The 15349-nt window shown below is 67.6% G+C and carries 16 protein-coding genes; 8 read left to right on the top strand and 8 right to left on the bottom strand.

The annotated features are described in order from the left end of the window. Window positions 1-147: 147 nt before the first annotated feature. Window positions 148-1530 carry a TIGR00341 family protein gene (locus tag NDI56_RS11245; RefSeq protein WP_310919617.1) on the top strand — a complete coding sequence of 461 codons (1383 nt, stop codon included), beginning with the start codon at window positions 148-150 and terminating at the stop codon, window positions 1528-1530. Between the two features lie 158 nt (window positions 1531-1688). On the opposite strand, the gene NDI56_RS11240 is transcribed toward NDI56_RS11245, so the two are convergent. Beyond that, window positions 1689-2552: an SDR family oxidoreductase gene (locus NDI56_RS11240; RefSeq protein WP_310919616.1), complete on the bottom strand. Its 864-nt coding sequence runs from the start codon at window positions 2550-2552 to the stop codon at window positions 1689-1691. A 160-nt stretch (window positions 2553-2712) separates the two neighbouring features. Between NDI56_RS11240 and NDI56_RS11235 the strand changes: the two genes are divergently transcribed. Continuing rightward, window positions 2713-4008 (top strand): PKD domain-containing protein, encoded by a 1296-nt coding sequence (locus NDI56_RS11235; protein ID WP_310919615.1) that lies wholly within the window; start codon window positions 2713-2715, stop codon window positions 4006-4008. Between the two features lie 5 nt (window positions 4009-4013). On the opposite strand, the gene NDI56_RS11230 is transcribed toward NDI56_RS11235, so the two are convergent. After that, the gene (locus NDI56_RS11230) at window positions 4014-4769 is read right to left on the bottom strand and encodes a hypothetical protein (protein ID WP_310919614.1); all 756 of its coding nucleotides are present in this window, start codon (window positions 4767-4769) and stop codon (window positions 4014-4016) included. 251 nt (window positions 4770-5020) lie between these two features. On the opposite strand from NDI56_RS11230, the gene NDI56_RS11225 reads away from it, so the two are divergent. From NDI56_RS11225 to NDI56_RS11215, 3 genes are all read left to right on the top strand, one after another. Beyond that, window positions 5021-5863, top strand: a complete 843-nt coding sequence (locus tag NDI56_RS11225; protein WP_310919613.1) for an alpha/beta fold hydrolase — start codon at window positions 5021-5023, stop codon at window positions 5861-5863. A gap of 233 nt (window positions 5864-6096) precedes the next feature. Beyond that, complete coding sequence (locus NDI56_RS11220) at window positions 6097-6495, top strand: DUF5518 domain-containing protein (RefSeq protein ID WP_310919612.1); 399 nt, start codon at window positions 6097-6099, stop codon at window positions 6493-6495. Between the two features lie 103 nt (window positions 6496-6598). Continuing rightward, the gene (locus NDI56_RS11215) at window positions 6599-7534 is read left to right on the top strand and encodes a hypothetical protein (RefSeq protein ID WP_310919611.1); all 936 of its coding nucleotides are present in this window, start codon (window positions 6599-6601) and stop codon (window positions 7532-7534) included. Here NDI56_RS11215 and NDI56_RS11210 read toward each other — a convergent pair. Both NDI56_RS11210 and NDI56_RS11205 read right to left on the bottom strand, forming a co-directional pair. Further along, window positions 7531-8451, bottom strand: coding sequence for a M48 family metallopeptidase (locus tag NDI56_RS11210; protein ID WP_310919610.1), 921 nt, complete (start codon window positions 8449-8451; stop codon window positions 7531-7533). The genes NDI56_RS11215 and NDI56_RS11210 overlap by 4 nt on opposite strands. 219 nt (window positions 8452-8670) lie before the next feature. Continuing rightward, window positions 8671-8880, bottom strand: a complete 210-nt coding sequence (locus NDI56_RS11205; protein ID WP_310919609.1) for a hypothetical protein — start codon at window positions 8878-8880, stop codon at window positions 8671-8673. Window positions 8881-9094: 214 nt separating this feature from the next. Here NDI56_RS11205 and NDI56_RS11200 point away from each other — a divergent pair, with 214 nt between their 5' ends. Then, on the top strand, window positions 9095-9784 hold the full coding sequence (locus NDI56_RS11200; RefSeq protein WP_310919608.1) for a helix-turn-helix domain-containing protein: 690 nt from the start codon (window positions 9095-9097) through the stop codon (window positions 9782-9784). Between the two features lie 54 nt (window positions 9785-9838). Here NDI56_RS11200 and NDI56_RS11195 read toward each other — a convergent pair whose 3' ends face one another. The 3 genes from NDI56_RS11195 to NDI56_RS11185 form a co-directional block, all read right to left on the bottom strand. Next, window positions 9839-10192 carry a DUF7344 domain-containing protein gene (locus NDI56_RS11195; protein ID WP_310919606.1) on the bottom strand — a complete coding sequence of 118 codons (354 nt, stop codon included), beginning with the start codon at window positions 10190-10192 and terminating at the stop codon, window positions 9839-9841. 390 nt (window positions 10193-10582) lie between these two features. Then, on the bottom strand, window positions 10583-12316 hold the full coding sequence (locus NDI56_RS11190) for an excinuclease ABC subunit C (protein WP_310919605.1): 1734 nt from the start codon (window positions 12314-12316) through the stop codon (window positions 10583-10585). Between the two features lie 33 nt (window positions 12317-12349). Further along, a complete protein-coding gene (locus NDI56_RS11185) occupies window positions 12350-12967 on the bottom strand; it encodes a hypothetical protein (protein WP_310919604.1) in 618 nt (205 codons plus the stop codon). Window positions 12968-13045: 78 nt separating this feature from the next. Between NDI56_RS11185 and NDI56_RS11180 the strand changes: the two genes are divergently transcribed. Both NDI56_RS11180 and NDI56_RS11175 read left to right on the top strand, forming a co-directional pair. Continuing rightward, entirely contained in the window at window positions 13046-13525 is a 480-nt protein-coding gene (locus tag NDI56_RS11180) for a hypothetical protein (protein WP_310919603.1), read from the top strand. A gap of 67 nt (window positions 13526-13592) precedes the next feature. Continuing rightward, complete coding sequence (locus tag NDI56_RS11175; RefSeq protein ID WP_310919601.1) at window positions 13593-14702, top strand: pyridoxal-phosphate-dependent aminotransferase family protein; 1110 nt, start codon at window positions 13593-13595, stop codon at window positions 14700-14702. Between the two features lie 5 nt (window positions 14703-14707). Here the strand turns inward: NDI56_RS11175 and NDI56_RS11170 are convergent, their stop codons facing one another. Next, window positions 14708-15337, bottom strand: a complete 630-nt coding sequence (locus NDI56_RS11170) for a protein sorting system archaetidylserine decarboxylase (protein ID WP_310919600.1) — start codon at window positions 15335-15337, stop codon at window positions 14708-14710. Window positions 15338-15349: the final 12 nt, after the last annotated feature.

Below are 15349 nucleotides of genomic sequence, written 5' to 3'. Positions count from 1 at the left end.
CTGAACACTGCACACGCTCTCAGACGTCGCCATCATCTGTGTACGACCGAGCAGTGGGTTCAATTTCCGGTTTCCGGAGAAAATTCCGCCCGGGGCCACCGGCCAACTGTCAACAGACAGTATGTTCTCTCGCGTAGAACTCTGCCTATGCGAGTCGTCGAAATCAGCGTTCCCGTCGGTGAACGAGCCGCGGTCGTCGACACACTGGAAGCAGCGGATATCGACTACTATCTGACGTCGGAGACCAGCGGTCGGGGCGGGGTCGAAGACTACGCGGCTATCGTCACCTTTCCGCTGCCCAGGAACGCCGTCGAACCGGTCATCGACGACCTCCGCGACGCCGGGCTCAGCGACGACGCACACGTCATCATCAGCGACGTCGAGGTCGACCTCTCGCGACGGTTCCAGCAGTTGCTGGACCGCTACAGTGCGGAGATGAGCTGGCAGATACGCATCTCCCGCGCGGAGCTCCGCATCCGGGCGCGCGAGCTGTCTCCCGGCAACAAGACCTTTCTCGTCCTGACGGTCACCAGTTCGCTCGTCGCGACGGCGGGGCTGTTGCTCGATTCGGCGGCCGTCGTCGTCGGTGCGATGGTCATCGCCCCGCTCATGGGGCCGGCGCTGTCCGCGAGTGTCGGCACGGCGCTCGACGACCCGGCGATGTTCCGTCGCGGGGTCGGGCTCCAGGTCGTCGGCGTCTCTCTCGCGGTCGTGACTGCCGGGGCGTTCGCCTCGCTCCTTCGGCTGATACCGCTGTTTCCCCCGGGGCAGGATATCACGCGCATCGCGGAAATCGGCGGGCGCCTCGCGCCTGATTTCCTCTCGCTCGTCATCGCGCTCGGCGCGGGCGTCGCCGGGATTTTCAGCCTCTCCTCGGGGGCGTCGGCGGTGCTCGTCGGAGTGATGATAGCCGCCGCGCTCATTCCGCCCGCCGCTGCAGCGGGCATCGCCGTCGCCTGGGGAGAGCCCTTCGCGGCGTTCAGCGCCGGGGTGCTCGTGCTCGTGAACGTCCTCGCCATCAACCTCTCTGCGCTCGTAACGCTCCGGTATCTCGGGTATCAGCCCCGGGACTCGGCGAAGCGGGAACACTCACGGAGCACGACGCTCAAGCGCGCCGCCGTCTTGCTCGTCCTCATCTCGGTGTTGTCGGTCTTCCTGGGGGGTATCACGTTCGCCTCGGTCCAGGACGCCCAGTTCGAGCGGAGCGTCAGGACGGCGACCGACGAGACGCTCACTCGTCCGGCCTACGACGGCCTCGAACTCGTCGAATTCACCGTCGACTACGCCGGTCCGTCACTCGCGCTCCCCCGGGCGGTGCTGTCCGAGGTGGTCCCCGTACATCGACCGCGGCGAGTCGTCGTCACCGTCGCGACGCCGTCCGACCGACCGTACCCACAGCTCGCCGACCGGGTGCAGCGGCGCGTCCGAGCGGAGACCGGCCACGACGTGACCGTCGAGGTCCGGTACATCGAAACCGATACTGCCCGTCCGTCGTCACAGGCGCCGCTCCCCCCGAACGCCGCTCGCTGACAGGAGCGATATTCGACACAGAGGCTCTTCTCCGGGTGTTTGACATCGGTACCCGGGGTCCGCGATACGGCGCGGTAGATTCTCAGCGACCTCTTTTGTGTCCGCGAACGAAGAGTGGTACACCGATACGAGGTCGTCGCGCCCAGCGAATCGGGCACTCACTCGTACGTGTGGGTGTACCCGCCGTCGAACAGCAGGTCGCCGCCGTTGAGGTGTTTCGCGTGCGAAGAGAAGCCAAAGACGAAGAGGTTCGCGACCTCCGCCGGCGTCATCATCTCTTTCGTGCGGGCCTGCCCGAGCATCACGTTCTCGACGACCTCGCGCTTCGAGATGTCCCGTTCCTCGGCGGTGTCTTCTATCTGGTTCACCATCAGCGGCGTCAACACGTAACCGACGCTGACCGAGAACCCCCGGAGGGTGCCGCTACCCTCGACGGCAATCGAACGAGTGAGTCCAGCTAACCCGTGTTTCGCGGTGATGTAGGCCGCCTTGTCCTTGGTCGCGTAGTGGCCGTGGACCGAGGACATGTTGGCGATGGCACCGACGCCGTCGTCGGTGGCCTCGATGTGCGGGATGGCCTCCTGGGCCATCTTGAACGGCGACCGGAGCATGATGTCGAGCAGTAGGTCGTACTTCTCCATCGGGAACTCGGCAATGCTGGCGATGTGTTGCATGCCGGCGATGTTAGCGACGTATCTGAGCGCGCCCTCGTCGGCCGCGGCTTCGACGACGGCCTCGACGTCGCCGTCGTCGGTCAGGTCGGTCTCGACGCCGTGGACGGTCCCCGGTGCGTCGAACCCCTCGGCGATGTCGGCCGTCTCGTCCAGACCCTCGGCGTCGATATCTGCGCCGATCACGGTCAGCCCGTTGGCCGCGAGCCCGACCGCCGTCGCCCGGCCGATGCCGGAGGCCGCGCCCGTGACGACGGCGACGTTTTCGGTCCCGAACTGCGGGTCGTCGATTCGGAGGAAGTCACCCTCGGTCAGTTCCGGTGCGGAGAGTTCTATATCCGAGTTAGCCATATCGTGTCACCTCTAACGAACGTTTGTCGGCAGTCGTGTTAACTGCATCTCACGTCGGGGAACAGCGCCCCGTGACCGACCGCGTCTCGGTGTGGCATCCGTTCGGCTCGCTGACCGGTTCACAACTTCTATTACCCGGACGGCCGTTTCAATCCGGACGATGGCGTACGGAATTAAACTGCCGGCGCTGGTCGCAGTCGCCCTCCTCCTGACCGGGTTCGCGACCGCGGGTGCCACGGTGAGCGACGAGTCAGCGGCGTCGATCGGTGTGACACCCGCCAAACGGGCCGCGCTGGCCGAGAACGAGTCGACAAACGAGCCACCGACCGCGGAGGCCAACGGGCCCTACGAGGTCGGAGAGGGCGGAACGGTGTCGCTCTTCTCCCAGGGGTCGAGCGACCCTGACGGGGCCGTCGACTCGACCTCCTGGTGGGTGGCCGATGGTCCCGGCTCTATCTCCGACGGGGAGTACGAGGCCCCGAGCAGTGTCAGCAACGGCACCACAGTCACCGTCGAACTGACCGTTCGTGACGACGACGGGGCCGCGGCGACCGACAGGGCGACGATTCTCATCGACAACGACAACGCCGCCCCGACGGTGGTGCTGCCCGACAACGTCACCGTTTCGACCGGTGCGGTCGTCACGCTGGCGGCCGACCGGGTCCGGGACCCGGACGGCTACGTCACCACCACCCGCTGGGAGCTGCTCGATGGCGTCGGCACGCTGTCGGGGGACACGTATCGGGCCCCGTCCGCCGTGACCGACGGTGACGCCGCGACCGTCCAGTTCACCGCCAGCGACAGACGGGGGGAGACGACCCGGCGAAATCTGACGGTCCGTGTCGAGGACTCGAACCTCCCGCCGACCGCCGACGCCGGCGGCAACTACACCACGACCGCGGGCGACGCCGTCAGGCTGAACGCCACTGCGTCGACGGACCCGGACAGCCGACTGCGCCGGCTCTCCTGGACGGTCGTCGATGGGCCCGGCGCCGTCAGTCTCGGCCGCTACCAGCCACCGTCCGAAGTGAACACGACGACGCGCGTGACCGTCCGACTGACTGCCGTCGACACGGCCGGTGCTCGCGACAACGCCACTGCGACCGTCGTCGTCGAGCCCGACCCGTCGCCAGAAGTCACGGACGGTGGGACTGAGACGCCGACAGCGGCGCCGTCCCCTGAGGTTACGGACGGCGGGACCGAGACGCCGACAGCGACGCCGTCGCCCGAAGTCACGGACAGTGGGACCGAGACGCCGACAGCGACGCCGTCGCCCGGACGGATAACCGTGACAGCCAGCCGGACGGCGACGGACACGGCTCGCACCGGTCTCACGTCTACTGACACCACCGACGGGTCGGGCTCGGGTTCGAGCGGGCCGGCCATGCTCGTCGTTGCGGTCACGTTCGTCACGGCGGTCGCGCTGGCCTTCGTGGCCGGCAGGCGCTCCGCCTGAGCCGGTCACCGACGGACTGGCCCGGCCGTGACCTCGTCGAGGTAGAACTCGTCGCCCTGCCGGCCGCCGCCACCCCGAATCACGAACGACTCGTGGCCCCCGGGCGACTCGACTCGGTCAGACAGCACCGTGGTTCCGTCGGGCTGGCGCACGGAGAACTGTACCTCCTCAACGGACGGGTAGACCCGCAGCCCGAGGCGGTGCCATCCCCCGACGCCGTCGTCGCTGCCGAGCGCCGTCCGCTCGCTTCCGGTCGTGTCGTACACGACGGTGCCGAAACGGGTCAAACGGATAGCCGGGGACCCGGCCGGTCCACCGGCGAGCCGGAGTGTGACAGACGCCTCCGGCGACTCGGTGTACACCCAGGCGTGGAACTCGTCGCCGTCCTGTAGCGTGACCCCGTCGAGGTCGGTCTCGATGGCCAGGGGATCGCCGGCGCTGACCCGGAGCGATCCGTTCCCGGCGTAGGCCCGTTCCGTCGTGACCGCCACGCTGGCGCTGTCGTCGGGGTCCGTGACGGACCAGTGGTCCGGGAGGCCCCCGTCTTCGAACCCGTCGACCACCGCCGTCGCATCGCCGTCGACCGACTCCGTCGGTGTGGCGCCGGTCCTCCCACCGGCCGGCCCCGCTGTGGGGGCTCTCGTCCCCGTCGGCGTTTCGCCGTCCTCGCCGGCGGACAGTCGGAGGCACCCGGAGAGCCCCAGCAGTCCCGCGAGCCCGCCGGCTGTCAGCAGCCGCCGTCTGGTCGGTTTATTCCGCATTCTCTGTGACGAACACAGGCCGGACGACGTATAAATTCACCGTCACATCTCCGCCCGGCGGTCGGCCGTAGCCGCTTCGGGGCGTCCGGCCGACGAACTGGCTACTCTCGCTGCATGCAGGCCGCGGCTGTCAGAGTATTTGATATAGCGCTCAACGATTTATGGCGGCCGAGCTACGGGACACAGATTCGGCCGCGGGGAGCTCCTGTCCGCGGCGACATCCTTCAGTGGCTGGCGCGCGGACTGTCGGTATGGTCACTGACGGCGCCGTCACGGCCGAGGGCAATCGCATCCACTACCGCGAGGGAGGCTCCGGGCCGACCGTCGTCTTGCTCCACGGCGGCATCATCGACGCCGCTCATGTCTCGTGGCCGCCCGTCATCGACCGGCTCACGCCGGACTATCGGGTCGTCGCCCCGGACCTGCTCGGCTACGGCGAGAGCGAGGTGCCTCCGGGGTCCTACTCCATCCAGCGACACGCCGCGGTGGTCGCGGGCGTGCTCGACGAACTCGACCTGGGGCCAGTGACGCTCGTCGGGGTCTCCGTGGGCGGCGGTGTCGCGATGCAGGTCGCGCTGGACCGGCCCGACCTCGTCGCGCGACTGGTCCCCATCGACTCGTACGGACTCGGCCGTGAACTCCCGAACGGCCTGCTCTCGTACGCGCTCGCCCGCGTCCAGCTGGGCAACGAGATCGCTGTCGCCGCCTTCCGCCGGAGTCGGCGGCTCACGCGCGCGAGTCTCGGTGGTATCGTCCACGATCTCGACAGCTTGCCCGCGGCGGCCGTCGACGCCGTCTACCGGGAGGTCCAGCGGCCCACCGCCGGTGTGGCGTTTCGACGGTTCCGCGACGCCGAGGTCACACGCGGGGGGTACCGGACGACGTTTACCGACCGATTCACCGAGTTCTCCGTGCCGACACACGTGCTCCACGGCGCTCACGACGACCTGTTCCCGGTGGCGTGGGCGCGGCGGGCCGTCGACCGGATTCCCGGCGCGGAGCTGACGGTACTCGGCGACTGCGCTCACTGGGCACCCAGAGAGAATCCGGCGGCGGTCGCAGAACACGTCGAGTCGGCGATTTCGGCCGGCTGAGGCCATCGTTGGCAGTTCTGTCGGTGTCCGGTGCGTGCGGTGATGTTCCGAGTATAAATCACATTGCGCTATATCGAATCAGTATCGTCGGTCCCTCGACATCGCTCAGGTGACGTGTCCCGTCGGGAAGCGACAGGAGTGCATCTGACGCCTGTCCGGCCCCAGCCTCATAGCTTACCGCTCGGATAGCGCACGCCACACTATGCCCGAGTGGTCCCAATGGTGAGGTGATTATGAACATCAACTGGCGTGCAGTACTGACCGGATTCGTCGTCGCGATCGCTCTCGGAGCGTTCGTCTCGTGGGCGGGCTCGCTCACGGAGAGCTCCGTCTACCTCCTCGCGCTGCCCGGACTCGTCGGCGGCTTCGTCGCCGGCTACATGGTGTCGGGCGTCGGCAACGGGGCGATACACGGTGCACTGGCCACCATCGTCGGTGCGCTGGTCCTCCTCGTCGCTCTGACTATCGGCGCCGCCCTGTTCGTCGGGGTCGTCCCCGCCGTCGCCGGCGCCTCGGTCGCCGTGCTCGCCCTGTTCGTGCAGGCGATACCCGGCGGCGTCGCCGGCGCAATCGGTGGCTGGATGAAGCGCCGCCGGGTCCGCGAACCGACCACGGCGACGACGCCTCGCTAGCCGCTTTCTGAACAGTTTTTCTGGATACCGCTCGCGTCCGCGCCCCTATCGACGGTGTCGCGCCTCGGCAGTATTTTCCGCTCGACGGTCGAACGTCGGCCACATGCCATCGGTCCCACCTCACTGTACTGTCGAGACGGCGCTCCCGCCGGCGGTCGCGGACTACTTCCGGCCGGAACGTGAGACGGTCGCGTCATACCTCGACTTGGTGTCCGACCGCATCGACCCGACGGCAGGCGACCCGACTCTCGGGCCGGTCCAGGCGCTTCCCTGGCTGTACGTCGCCGACCTGACCGGCTGGCGGGGACTGGCGCTCGCGCGGCTGCTCGCGGCCGAGCGCGACTGTCCCTGCTATCGGCTCTCGCCGCTGGCGCGGGACGCGGTCGATTCGCTGTGGGCTATCCTCGACCGGAGCGCCGACGGCCCCGTCGTTCTCCACGTCGAACTCCGCGGCGACACCGGCCCGGTTCCGGGGACGCTCCGAGAGGCCCTCTGGCGGGGGTACGAGTACGCTCCCGGGGGTTCAGACGAGCCAGTCACCGGCGAGCCGGCCAACGTCGTCGTCGTGTTCACCGACACGCGGCCCTCGAAGCGGCTGACGTCGCCACTGCCGGACGCGACAGCGCCGGTCAGCGGGGCCACGCTCTCCTATGCGCCCCGGGACAGCATGACCCCGGAGCACCCCGACGGCACGACGACGCTCCCGGCACCGCCCGCGCTGGCTGACCGGACCGACCGCCTCGAAACGCTGCTCTCGGCCGCCCTCGATAGTGTCGGGACCGACCCCGAGCGAGCGGCCTTCGTCGACAGCGCGGCCGAAGCACTGGTCATCACGCACTCGGTCATCGGGAAGCAGGACCTGCTGTTCGATGTCTCTCCTCGTATCGCGCTGAAACACGGCCACCGCGTGGAGCGACTCGGCGTCGACGGGGCGCTCGCCGCGCTCCGGGACGACCTGCTCACACAGGTCCCCCAGAGCCCGACGACCGGTGAGTTACGGGGAACGCTCGCGACCCTCCTCGCCGCCGATTCCGACTAGACCTCCAGGCCCGCCATCTGTTTGAGGCGGGCCACGCGGTCGCCCATCGGCGGATGCGTCGACAGCAGCTTCGACAGGGGGTTGTCCTCGGTTCCGTGGACGTACAGGGGTGTCAACGGTCCCATGTCCGGCGTCGAAGCGCGCTCTATCTTGCGGAGCGCCCGGGCGAGCGCCAGCGGGTTCCCGGTGACCGTCGCCGCCCGGTCGTCGGCCGCCCACTCCCGGCGTCTGGAGTACGAGAGCACCAGCAGTGTCACGGCGAAGCCGAGCAGGGCGACGGCGCCCAGCGCCCCGCGCTGGGCCCGTCCGAGCCACGACCGGGACCACGACTCGGGGTTCCCCCGGAGCAGTGCGAGCGCCCGGGCGATGCCGCCCGTCACCACGATGACCGGGAACAGCGCGATGCCGACGAGCCCGACGAGGCTCTGGGTGAGGCTGTAGCCGAGCGTCTGGACCAGCGCGTCCCGGCGCTCGAAGTGTGCGAGCTCGTGGGCCAGCAGCGTCTCCATCTCGTCGAGCGACAGCAGGGCAAAGAGCCGCCGGTCGACGACGATGGCCCCGCCCGGCCCACCGACGGCGAAGGCGTTGGGCACCGGGAGCCGAGCGACCAGCAGCGACGGCTCGCCGGCGCGCATCCGGTCGGTCAGCCGGTCGTATCGTCGGTACAGCGCCGGCGCCCGCGACCGGGGCAAGAGAACCGCGTCCAGCGACCGCTTGAGCCGTGCCGTCCCCGTCCAGTAGCTGACGACGCCAAAGAGCAGCGCCGTGCCGAGGACGGTTGCGACGACGACCGCCGTCGGCGGGCGCTGGGCCCACACAAGGAGGAGGAACCGGTAGGCCACGACGCCGACGAGGAGATACACCACCAGCGAACCGAGGCCTACCGTCGCCAGCACGAATCGCCGCCCCGGATTCATGTCGTTCGGTAGTCCCGGCACGGAGAAATCCCTTGGGTCGGAGCCACCCGTCCGGTTCGTCCGTGTCCCACGCGGAGTGGCGCCCTCCGGAACTACAGTAGCCATCGAGCATCGATGCACACCCGACCGCACGACAGCCGTTCACGAGAGCGAAGCTCTCGTGCAGCCCATCAGAAATCTTCGATTTCTGAGGACGGTTCGGTCGGTGCGGAACCCGTTTCAATCGGTACTACGGTCGTCGCCCTCGAATCGCTTTGCCAGCTCGGTGATGTTGACATCCCAGTCGCGGGTCGAGCCGTCTGTCCGGAACTCCCAGGCGCCGCGGACGTCGACGTCGTCTTCGATGGCTATCTCGATAATCGCGGCCAGCGCGGCCTCGAATTCGTCCGGATTTGTGATCGTGACCGCGGATTTGTAGTCGTCTTTCATTAGATGTGGTACTCGGCCGCGACCCGAAGCTGTGGTCCGACTCAGTGCGCCGCAGGACTACTGTGAGGAAGCTCTCCGCGAAGGGCGTTTATCCGGATGTTACGAGGAGTGCCACCTACAAAGGCCTGCCGACAAACATGGTACACCATGTTGTGGTGGCAGGTTGGTGTGCCATGCCGCCGATATTTACACACGACGGCGCAACGCTTACGAAATGAGCGTTATCGCGCATCTGCGTGTCCATGCCAACTCGTTTGAGTTGGGACGGATTCTGGACATCTCCAGCGGGAGCAGCATCGTCCTCGAGAACTTGGTGCCACTCGGGGAGCAGGCTGTCCCTTTCTTCTCTATTTTCGGCACGGACGAGAGTCAGGCGTTCAGGGAGGCGGTACAGGACCACCCCTCCGTGCGTGATATCCAGGAGGTGAGCTCACACGACGACCGGACGCTGTTCGCCCTCGACTGGGACGTCACCGAAGACCGCCTGTTCCGGGGCATCCACGAGACGAACGCCAACCTGCTCAGCGCCACCGGCGGGCCACAGACGTGGGAGATCGAGCTCCGATTCCACTCTCACGAGTCGCTGGGTTCGTTCAAGGCGTACTGCTCGGACGCGAACATCACGCTCGAAGTCGGTCGCATCTACAACCCGACGCGACCGGAGAGCGGCCCGTTCTACGGGCTGACACAGCGCCAGCGCGACACGCTGGTGCGGGCGGTGCAAGGGGGGTACTACTCGCTGCCCCGGGAGCTGTCTACGCAGGACCTGGCCGACGAGTTCGGCATCTCCGACCAGGCGGTGACCGAGCGCCTCCGGCGCGCTATCGTCGCGCTCGTGGACAACTCGCTGGTCGCGGCGATAGAGGCCCAGGATGAGTTCGACCCGTCGGGACGGGAGCTGTAGTAGCCGCCGAAAATCGACGCAGACCGACCGCACGACAGCGGTGAGTGAACCGTTTCAATCGCCACTGGAGAGCCAGCCGGACGGCAGCTCGTCCTGGTGATGGTAGATAAGCGAGAGCACGGGTTCGATATCGTCCCAGTCGGGTCCTTTCACTACCTTCCCGCTGTCTCGGTCCCACTCGATGAACCCCATCGCCTCGAGCTTCGGCAGGTGTTTGTGAAACAGCTCGGTTTCGAGCAGTTCGGGTTCCTGTGGGGGGTCGATGATGTCGAGCGGGTCGCGGTCGTCGTCGTTCTGTGGGTTCTCTATCAGGAGTGCCAGCAGCAACTCCCGTCGGTACCTGTTTGCGAGAACCTCCAGTGCGGGACCGAGCTTGTCCGCCCCGGCCAACGTCGAATTTTCCGTCATGGAATACCATTATATTGACATACGGGTAAGTCCTGACGTTGGCACACCATGGCAAATGTCATTCATCTCATTACAATCGGGATAAACTGAGATATTCAATTAGAATACGGATACAGATCACACAATCGGTGGTATATCTCGGAAAATTTGATGGACCCGAACGAGCGGCGAAGCAGTGCTGTGGCGGTTGCAGGCCACCGCCCGACTCCCCGGTGACCGCTCTCTGCCGCCGTTTGATATCGCACATAGACGTTTATGCGGCCCCGCTCCCCGTGGCTCGGTCAGCGATGCGGTCGACTGCTGACCGCCGCGCTGCTGGTTCTCAACCAGAATTACGAGTGTCTGAGCCTTCCTCCGGCCCGAAAGAGGTCGGCCACGGCGACAGCGGACTCACAGCCGCGTCCGAATCGTCTCCGCTGTGGCGCTCCCGACGCCGTCGACGGTGGTCAGCTCCTCGCTGTCGGCCGCACGGATGCGCTCGACGCTGCCAAAGCGCCGGAGCAGGGCCTTGCGGGTCGCGGGACCGATGCCCGGGAGGTCGTCGAGCGGTGTCGATACCTCGTCCCGCAGCGTCTGGTGGTACTGGACGGCAAATCGGTGGGCCTCGTCCCGGACCCGCTGGAGGAGATGCAGGTGGGGGGCGTCGTCGGCCCAGTCGTACGCCCGCTCCGGCGTGACGACCAGTTCCTCGTCCTTCGCGAGCGCGATAGCGGGTACGTCCCAGCCGGTCTCGGCCAGCGCGTCCCGGGCGGCTCCGAGTTGCCCGTCGCCGCCGTCGATGAGCAGCAGGTCGGGGTCCGGGCGGTCGTCCCTGCCTTCGACGGCACGCGCCGCCCGCCAGCGGACGAGCTCGCGCATGTTGGCGTAGTCGTCGTTGCGCTCGGTGAGCTTCTTGCGCCGGTAGCCGCTCGTGTCGGGGTCGCCGTCGACGGCGAGGACGTTCGACCCGACGGCGCTTTTCCCCTGTGCGTGACTCACGTCGAACCCCTCGATGCGCGTCGGGCGGTCGATACCCAGCGCGTCGGCCAGCGCGGCCACGCCGTCGTCGCGCCCGCCGCGCTGCTGGGCGTTCTTCAGCGCCAGGTCCACGAGCGTCGCCTCCCGGCCGGCCCCGGGAACCCGCAGGGAGACGCCTTCGCCGTCGAGCCACCGCTCGATGTCCGCGTCGGCCGGGTCCTCCCCACAGAGGATTCGGCTGGGGAGCTCCCGCTCGGCGTAGAACTGCGGGATGAACGCCCGGTAGACGCCGGCCGGCCCCTCGCCGTCGGGGGCATCGAGCGTGTACCGGTCGCGTTCGACCAGTTTCCCGCCCTCGGCGTGGAGCCGTGCGACGACCGCCCTGTCGCCCTCGACGACGGCGCCCAGCACGTCGGTCGCGGCCCCGCTGCCCGCGTCGCTGACGGCGGTGTCGCTCTCGCCGTGGAGCGCCTCGACGGCGCCCAGTTTGTCCCGCAGGTTCGCGGCCCGCTCGAACTCCCGGTCCTGAGCGGCGTGCTCCATCTCCCGTCGGAGCGGGTCAGCGAGCGCGCCCACCTCGCCCTCGAAGAAGCGTCTGGCGCTCTCGACGTCGGCGGCGTAGTCGCTCCGGGAGATCTCGCCGGTACAGGGCGCGGTGCAGATACCCATCTCGTAGTCGAGACACGGCCGGTCGCGGTTGCTGTACTTGTGGTCCGAACAGCCCCGCAGCCCGTAGGTCTCCCGCAGGGCCTTCACGACCGTCTCCACGCGGCCCTTGTCGGTGAACGGACCGTAGACGGTCGCCCCTTCGTCGGGGTCCCGGGTCACCTCGATGCGCGGGACTGCGTGGTCGGTGAACTGGACCAGCGGGTAGGACTTGTCGTCTTTCAGCCGGACGTTGTACGGCGGCCGGTGGCGTTTTATAAGGTTGGCTTCCAGCAGGAGCGCCTGCGTCTCGGTGTCGGTGACCGCGAAGTCGATGGCCGCCGCCCGCTGGACCATCTTCGCGATACGGTGGCTGCGCGGGTCGGCGTACGAACGAACCCGCTCACGCAGCGAGACGGCCTTGCCGACGTAGAGGACGCGCCCGTCGCCGTCCTCGAACTGGTAGATGCCGGGCTCGTCGGGGAGCGCACTCGCCCGCTCGCGAACGCCGTCTGCGTCCATCAGGGGCCGGTAGGCGCTCGGCGGTGTTGAACGTCACGCCAGCGGGTCGTCGGCAGGGGGCGACGGCGGCGCCGCTCCCTCGTCGCCCGGGACCACCGCGGCCCGCAACTGCTCGACGGCGCCCTCGTCGTCGGGCGCGGTCAGTTCGATGTCGTCGCCGCCGGCGACGGCGATGACGAGCAGTCGCTCGCGGCTCCAGACGTACACCGCCAGCACGACCACCCCGAACGCCAGCGCGAGTCCGCCGAACAACCGCAGCAGGTCGTCCAGTTGCGCCAGCAGGGACAGCATCGACTGGAGCAGTCCCAGCATACCGCCGATACCGACGGCGCCCGCCGCGCCCCCGCTGTCCAGCGAGATACCGGAGACCATCCCGTCGAGACTGACGGTCGTTCCGGCGACGACCAGCACCGCGCCCACGACGAGCGCCTTCACCGCCTGCTGAAGGAACCGGAACTCGCCGCTGGTCCGGTACGTCGCTCCCTCGACGTTTGGCCGGTCGACCTGGCGGAAGTTCGCACCCTCTCGGTCGGGGGTAAAGGCCAGCAGGCGGTGGCTCGTCACGACGACGCCGCTGGCTCCGACCGGGACCGTCTCTCGTATCGACTCGCCGTCGTACAGGAGCTGTTCGGCCTGCGCGACCCAGTCCATAGCGTACCTTGTCCGGTCTTCAGGTATGAATCTAGCCCCGACCCCAACGGCTAACACGGCACCGTACCGATATGCGGTATGGTTTCTGACCCCCGCTGCCCGGAGTGTGCCGGGAAGGTCAGCTCGACGGCGACGTGGTGTATGCACTGCGGTGTGGACTTTCCGAGCGCTATCGACGCGGACAGCGGGCGCCCCGTTCAGGACCGTGCCGACCAGCAGGCGGACTACGATGAGTCGGTCGACGACGGGAGCAGCGACGCCACGACGGTCGGCTTCCTCGTGGCCGTCTTCGGTCTGGTGACACTGCCCTTCGTCGCCCCGCCGAACACGCTGGTTCTGGCCGCCGTCGCCGCCCTCGCCGCCGGCCTCTTTGCCGCCAGACAACCCTCGCTGGGCGAGGCGTTCTCCCGTGGTGGCTCCGCACTCGCCGTGGCGCCGCTGGCGCTCTGGTCGCTCGCGCTGGTCCTCCCGGGTACCGGTCAGCTCTCGCTGGGCTCGCTCTTGGGACCGCTCGCGTACGCTATCGTGGTCTCGTCGGTCGCCCGGGCCGTCGGCTGACGCGGGCGCCACCGTATCAAAACTACCATGCCACCGCACGCGAAAGTGCCGGTACTAGGTGGCTCACGTGACCAAGAAACAGGAATACACAGGCGATTATCCCGAGAAGACGCTGTATCTCCCCGGCCCGACCGAAGTTCGTGACGACGTCGTTCAGGAGATGGCCCAGCCGATGTTCGGCCACCGGATGGACCGGATGACCGACCTCTATACGACCATCGTCGAGGACACGAAGGAGTTCCTCGACACCGACGACAACGTCATCGTCCTGTCGGCCTCCGGCACCGAGTTCTGGGAGGCGACGACCCTGAACCTCGTCGAGGACAACATGCTGGTTGGGACCTCCGGGAGCTTCAGCGAACGTCAGGCCAACGTCGCGGAGCGACTCGGCAAATCGGTCGACCGCGTCGAGTACGACTGGGGCACGGCGGTCAAGCCCGAGGACATCCGTGACGCGCTGGAGTCGAGCGACGAGGGGTACGACGCTGTCGGCGTCGTGATGAACGAGACCTCCACGGGCGTGCGCAACCCCGTCGAGGAGATCGGTGACCTGCTCGGCGACTACCCGGACACGTACTTCGTCGTCGACGCCATCTCCTGTCTGGGCGGCGACTACATCGACATCGAGGCCCACAACATCGACGCCATCTTCACCTCGACCCAGAAGGCCTTCGCGATGCCGCCCGGCCTCGCGGTGTGTACCGTCAGCGACGCCGCCTACGAGCGCGAACTGGAGAAAGACTCCGCCTCGTGGTACGGCGGTTTCCAGCGCTGTCTGGACTACTACGACCGGAAGGGCCAGACCCATTCTACTCCTGCTATCCCCATCATGCTGGCCTACCGCAAGCAGATGAAACACATGCTCGAAGAGGGCCACGAGGCCCGCGACCAGCGCCACCAGGACATGAAGGAGTACACCCACGAGTGGGCCAGAGAGCACTTCGGCCTGTTCGCCGAGGAGGGGTACGAGTCCCAGACGGTGACCTGCGTCGAGAACACGCAGGACATCGACGTGGCCGCGACGGTCGAGGCCGTCTCCGAGGAGTACGACATGGTGTTTTCCAGCGGCTACGGCGACCTGAGCGAGGAGTCGTTCCGCATCGGTCACATGGGCGAACACACCGTCGAGTCCATCGAGGCGCTCACCGACGCCATCGAAGACGTCGCTGGGCTGTAACCCGACTACTTTTCGGCGACCGCCGAGTCATCGACGGTCACGGCCTCGCTCGGCCGTGCGACGACCGTTTCGCCGGCCAGCACGCGGTTCCCCTCGGCGACGGTGAGATCCCCGATATCGTATTCCGGCGGCAGGACGACGTCGAAGCGACTGGAGAAGGAGATGTGGCCGATGCGTTGCCCGCGTTCGACGAACTCGCCCGGCTCGACGTACGACCGGGTCCGGCGGGCGAACGCGCCGGCTATCATCTCCGCGTCGTAGTCCTCGAACGTGAACCGCAGGCGCTCGTTGCGTTCCGACTCCTTGCGGAAGGCGAGTTTGTTCGCGCCGGGAACGTGGTCGACGGACTCGACGACGCCGGCCATCGGTGCGCGGTTGACGTGGACGTCGCGGCCCCGCATGTAGATGCCCAACCGTACTCGGTCGTCCTCTTCGCGAACGACAGCGACGTGTCCGTCGGCCGGTGAGACCACGCCCGTCGGCGGCGTCGACCGCTCCGGGTCGCGGTGGAAGAACAGTACCCCTGCGCCAGCCAGCAGACAGGCAGCGCTGGCGAGTGGCGTCAGGAGCACCGCCGGTGCGGCCAGGAGGGCGGGAACCGCGGCGTATCGGAGGCTTCCGCGGGCGAACTGCATGGGTGCGGGGAC

Origin of the sequence: Halomicroarcula saliterrae (assembly GCF_031624395.1) — an archaeon.
Lineage (GTDB): Archaea > Halobacteriota > Halobacteria > Halobacteriales > Haloarculaceae > Haloarcula > Haloarcula saliterrae.
This window is presented reverse-complemented; position numbering and strand designations above follow the sequence as displayed.

What these genes read in the sequence shown, in the direction of transcription:
- NDI56_RS11245 (WP_310919617.1), top strand. Translation starts at nt 148, where the DNA reads ATGCGAGTCGTCGAAATCAGCGTTCCCGTCGGTGAACGAGCCGCGGTC.
- NDI56_RS11240 (WP_310919616.1), bottom strand. Translation starts at nt 2,552, where the DNA reads ATGGCTAACTCGGATATAGAACTCTCCGCACCGGAACTGACCGAGGGT.
- NDI56_RS11235 (WP_310919615.1), top strand. Translation starts at nt 2,713, where the DNA reads ATGGCGTACGGAATTAAACTGCCGGCGCTGGTCGCAGTCGCCCTCCTC.
- NDI56_RS11230 (WP_310919614.1), bottom strand. Translation starts at nt 4,769, where the DNA reads ATGCGGAATAAACCGACCAGACGGCGGCTGCTGACAGCCGGCGGGCTC.
- NDI56_RS11225 (WP_310919613.1), top strand. Translation starts at nt 5,021, where the DNA reads ATGGTCACTGACGGCGCCGTCACGGCCGAGGGCAATCGCATCCACTAC.
- NDI56_RS11220 (WP_310919612.1), top strand. Translation starts at nt 6,097, where the DNA reads ATGAACATCAACTGGCGTGCAGTACTGACCGGATTCGTCGTCGCGATC.
- NDI56_RS11215 (WP_310919611.1), top strand. Translation starts at nt 6,599, where the DNA reads ATGCCATCGGTCCCACCTCACTGTACTGTCGAGACGGCGCTCCCGCCG.
- NDI56_RS11210 (WP_310919610.1), bottom strand. Translation starts at nt 8,451, where the DNA reads ATGAATCCGGGGCGGCGATTCGTGCTGGCGACGGTAGGCCTCGGTTCG.
- NDI56_RS11205 (WP_310919609.1), bottom strand. Translation starts at nt 8,880, where the DNA reads ATGAAAGACGACTACAAATCCGCGGTCACGATCACAAATCCGGACGAA.
- NDI56_RS11200 (WP_310919608.1), top strand. Translation starts at nt 9,095, where the DNA reads ATGAGCGTTATCGCGCATCTGCGTGTCCATGCCAACTCGTTTGAGTTG.
- NDI56_RS11195 (WP_310919606.1), bottom strand. Translation starts at nt 10,192, where the DNA reads ATGACGGAAAATTCGACGTTGGCCGGGGCGGACAAGCTCGGTCCCGCA.
- NDI56_RS11190 (WP_310919605.1), bottom strand. Translation starts at nt 12,316, where the DNA reads ATGGACGCAGACGGCGTTCGCGAGCGGGCGAGTGCGCTCCCCGACGAG.
- NDI56_RS11185 (WP_310919604.1), bottom strand. Translation starts at nt 12,967, where the DNA reads ATGGACTGGGTCGCGCAGGCCGAACAGCTCCTGTACGACGGCGAGTCG.
- NDI56_RS11180 (WP_310919603.1), top strand. Translation starts at nt 13,046, where the DNA reads ATGGTTTCTGACCCCCGCTGCCCGGAGTGTGCCGGGAAGGTCAGCTCG.
- NDI56_RS11170 (WP_310919600.1), bottom strand. Translation starts at nt 15,337, where the DNA reads ATGCAGTTCGCCCGCGGAAGCCTCCGATACGCCGCGGTTCCCGCCCTC.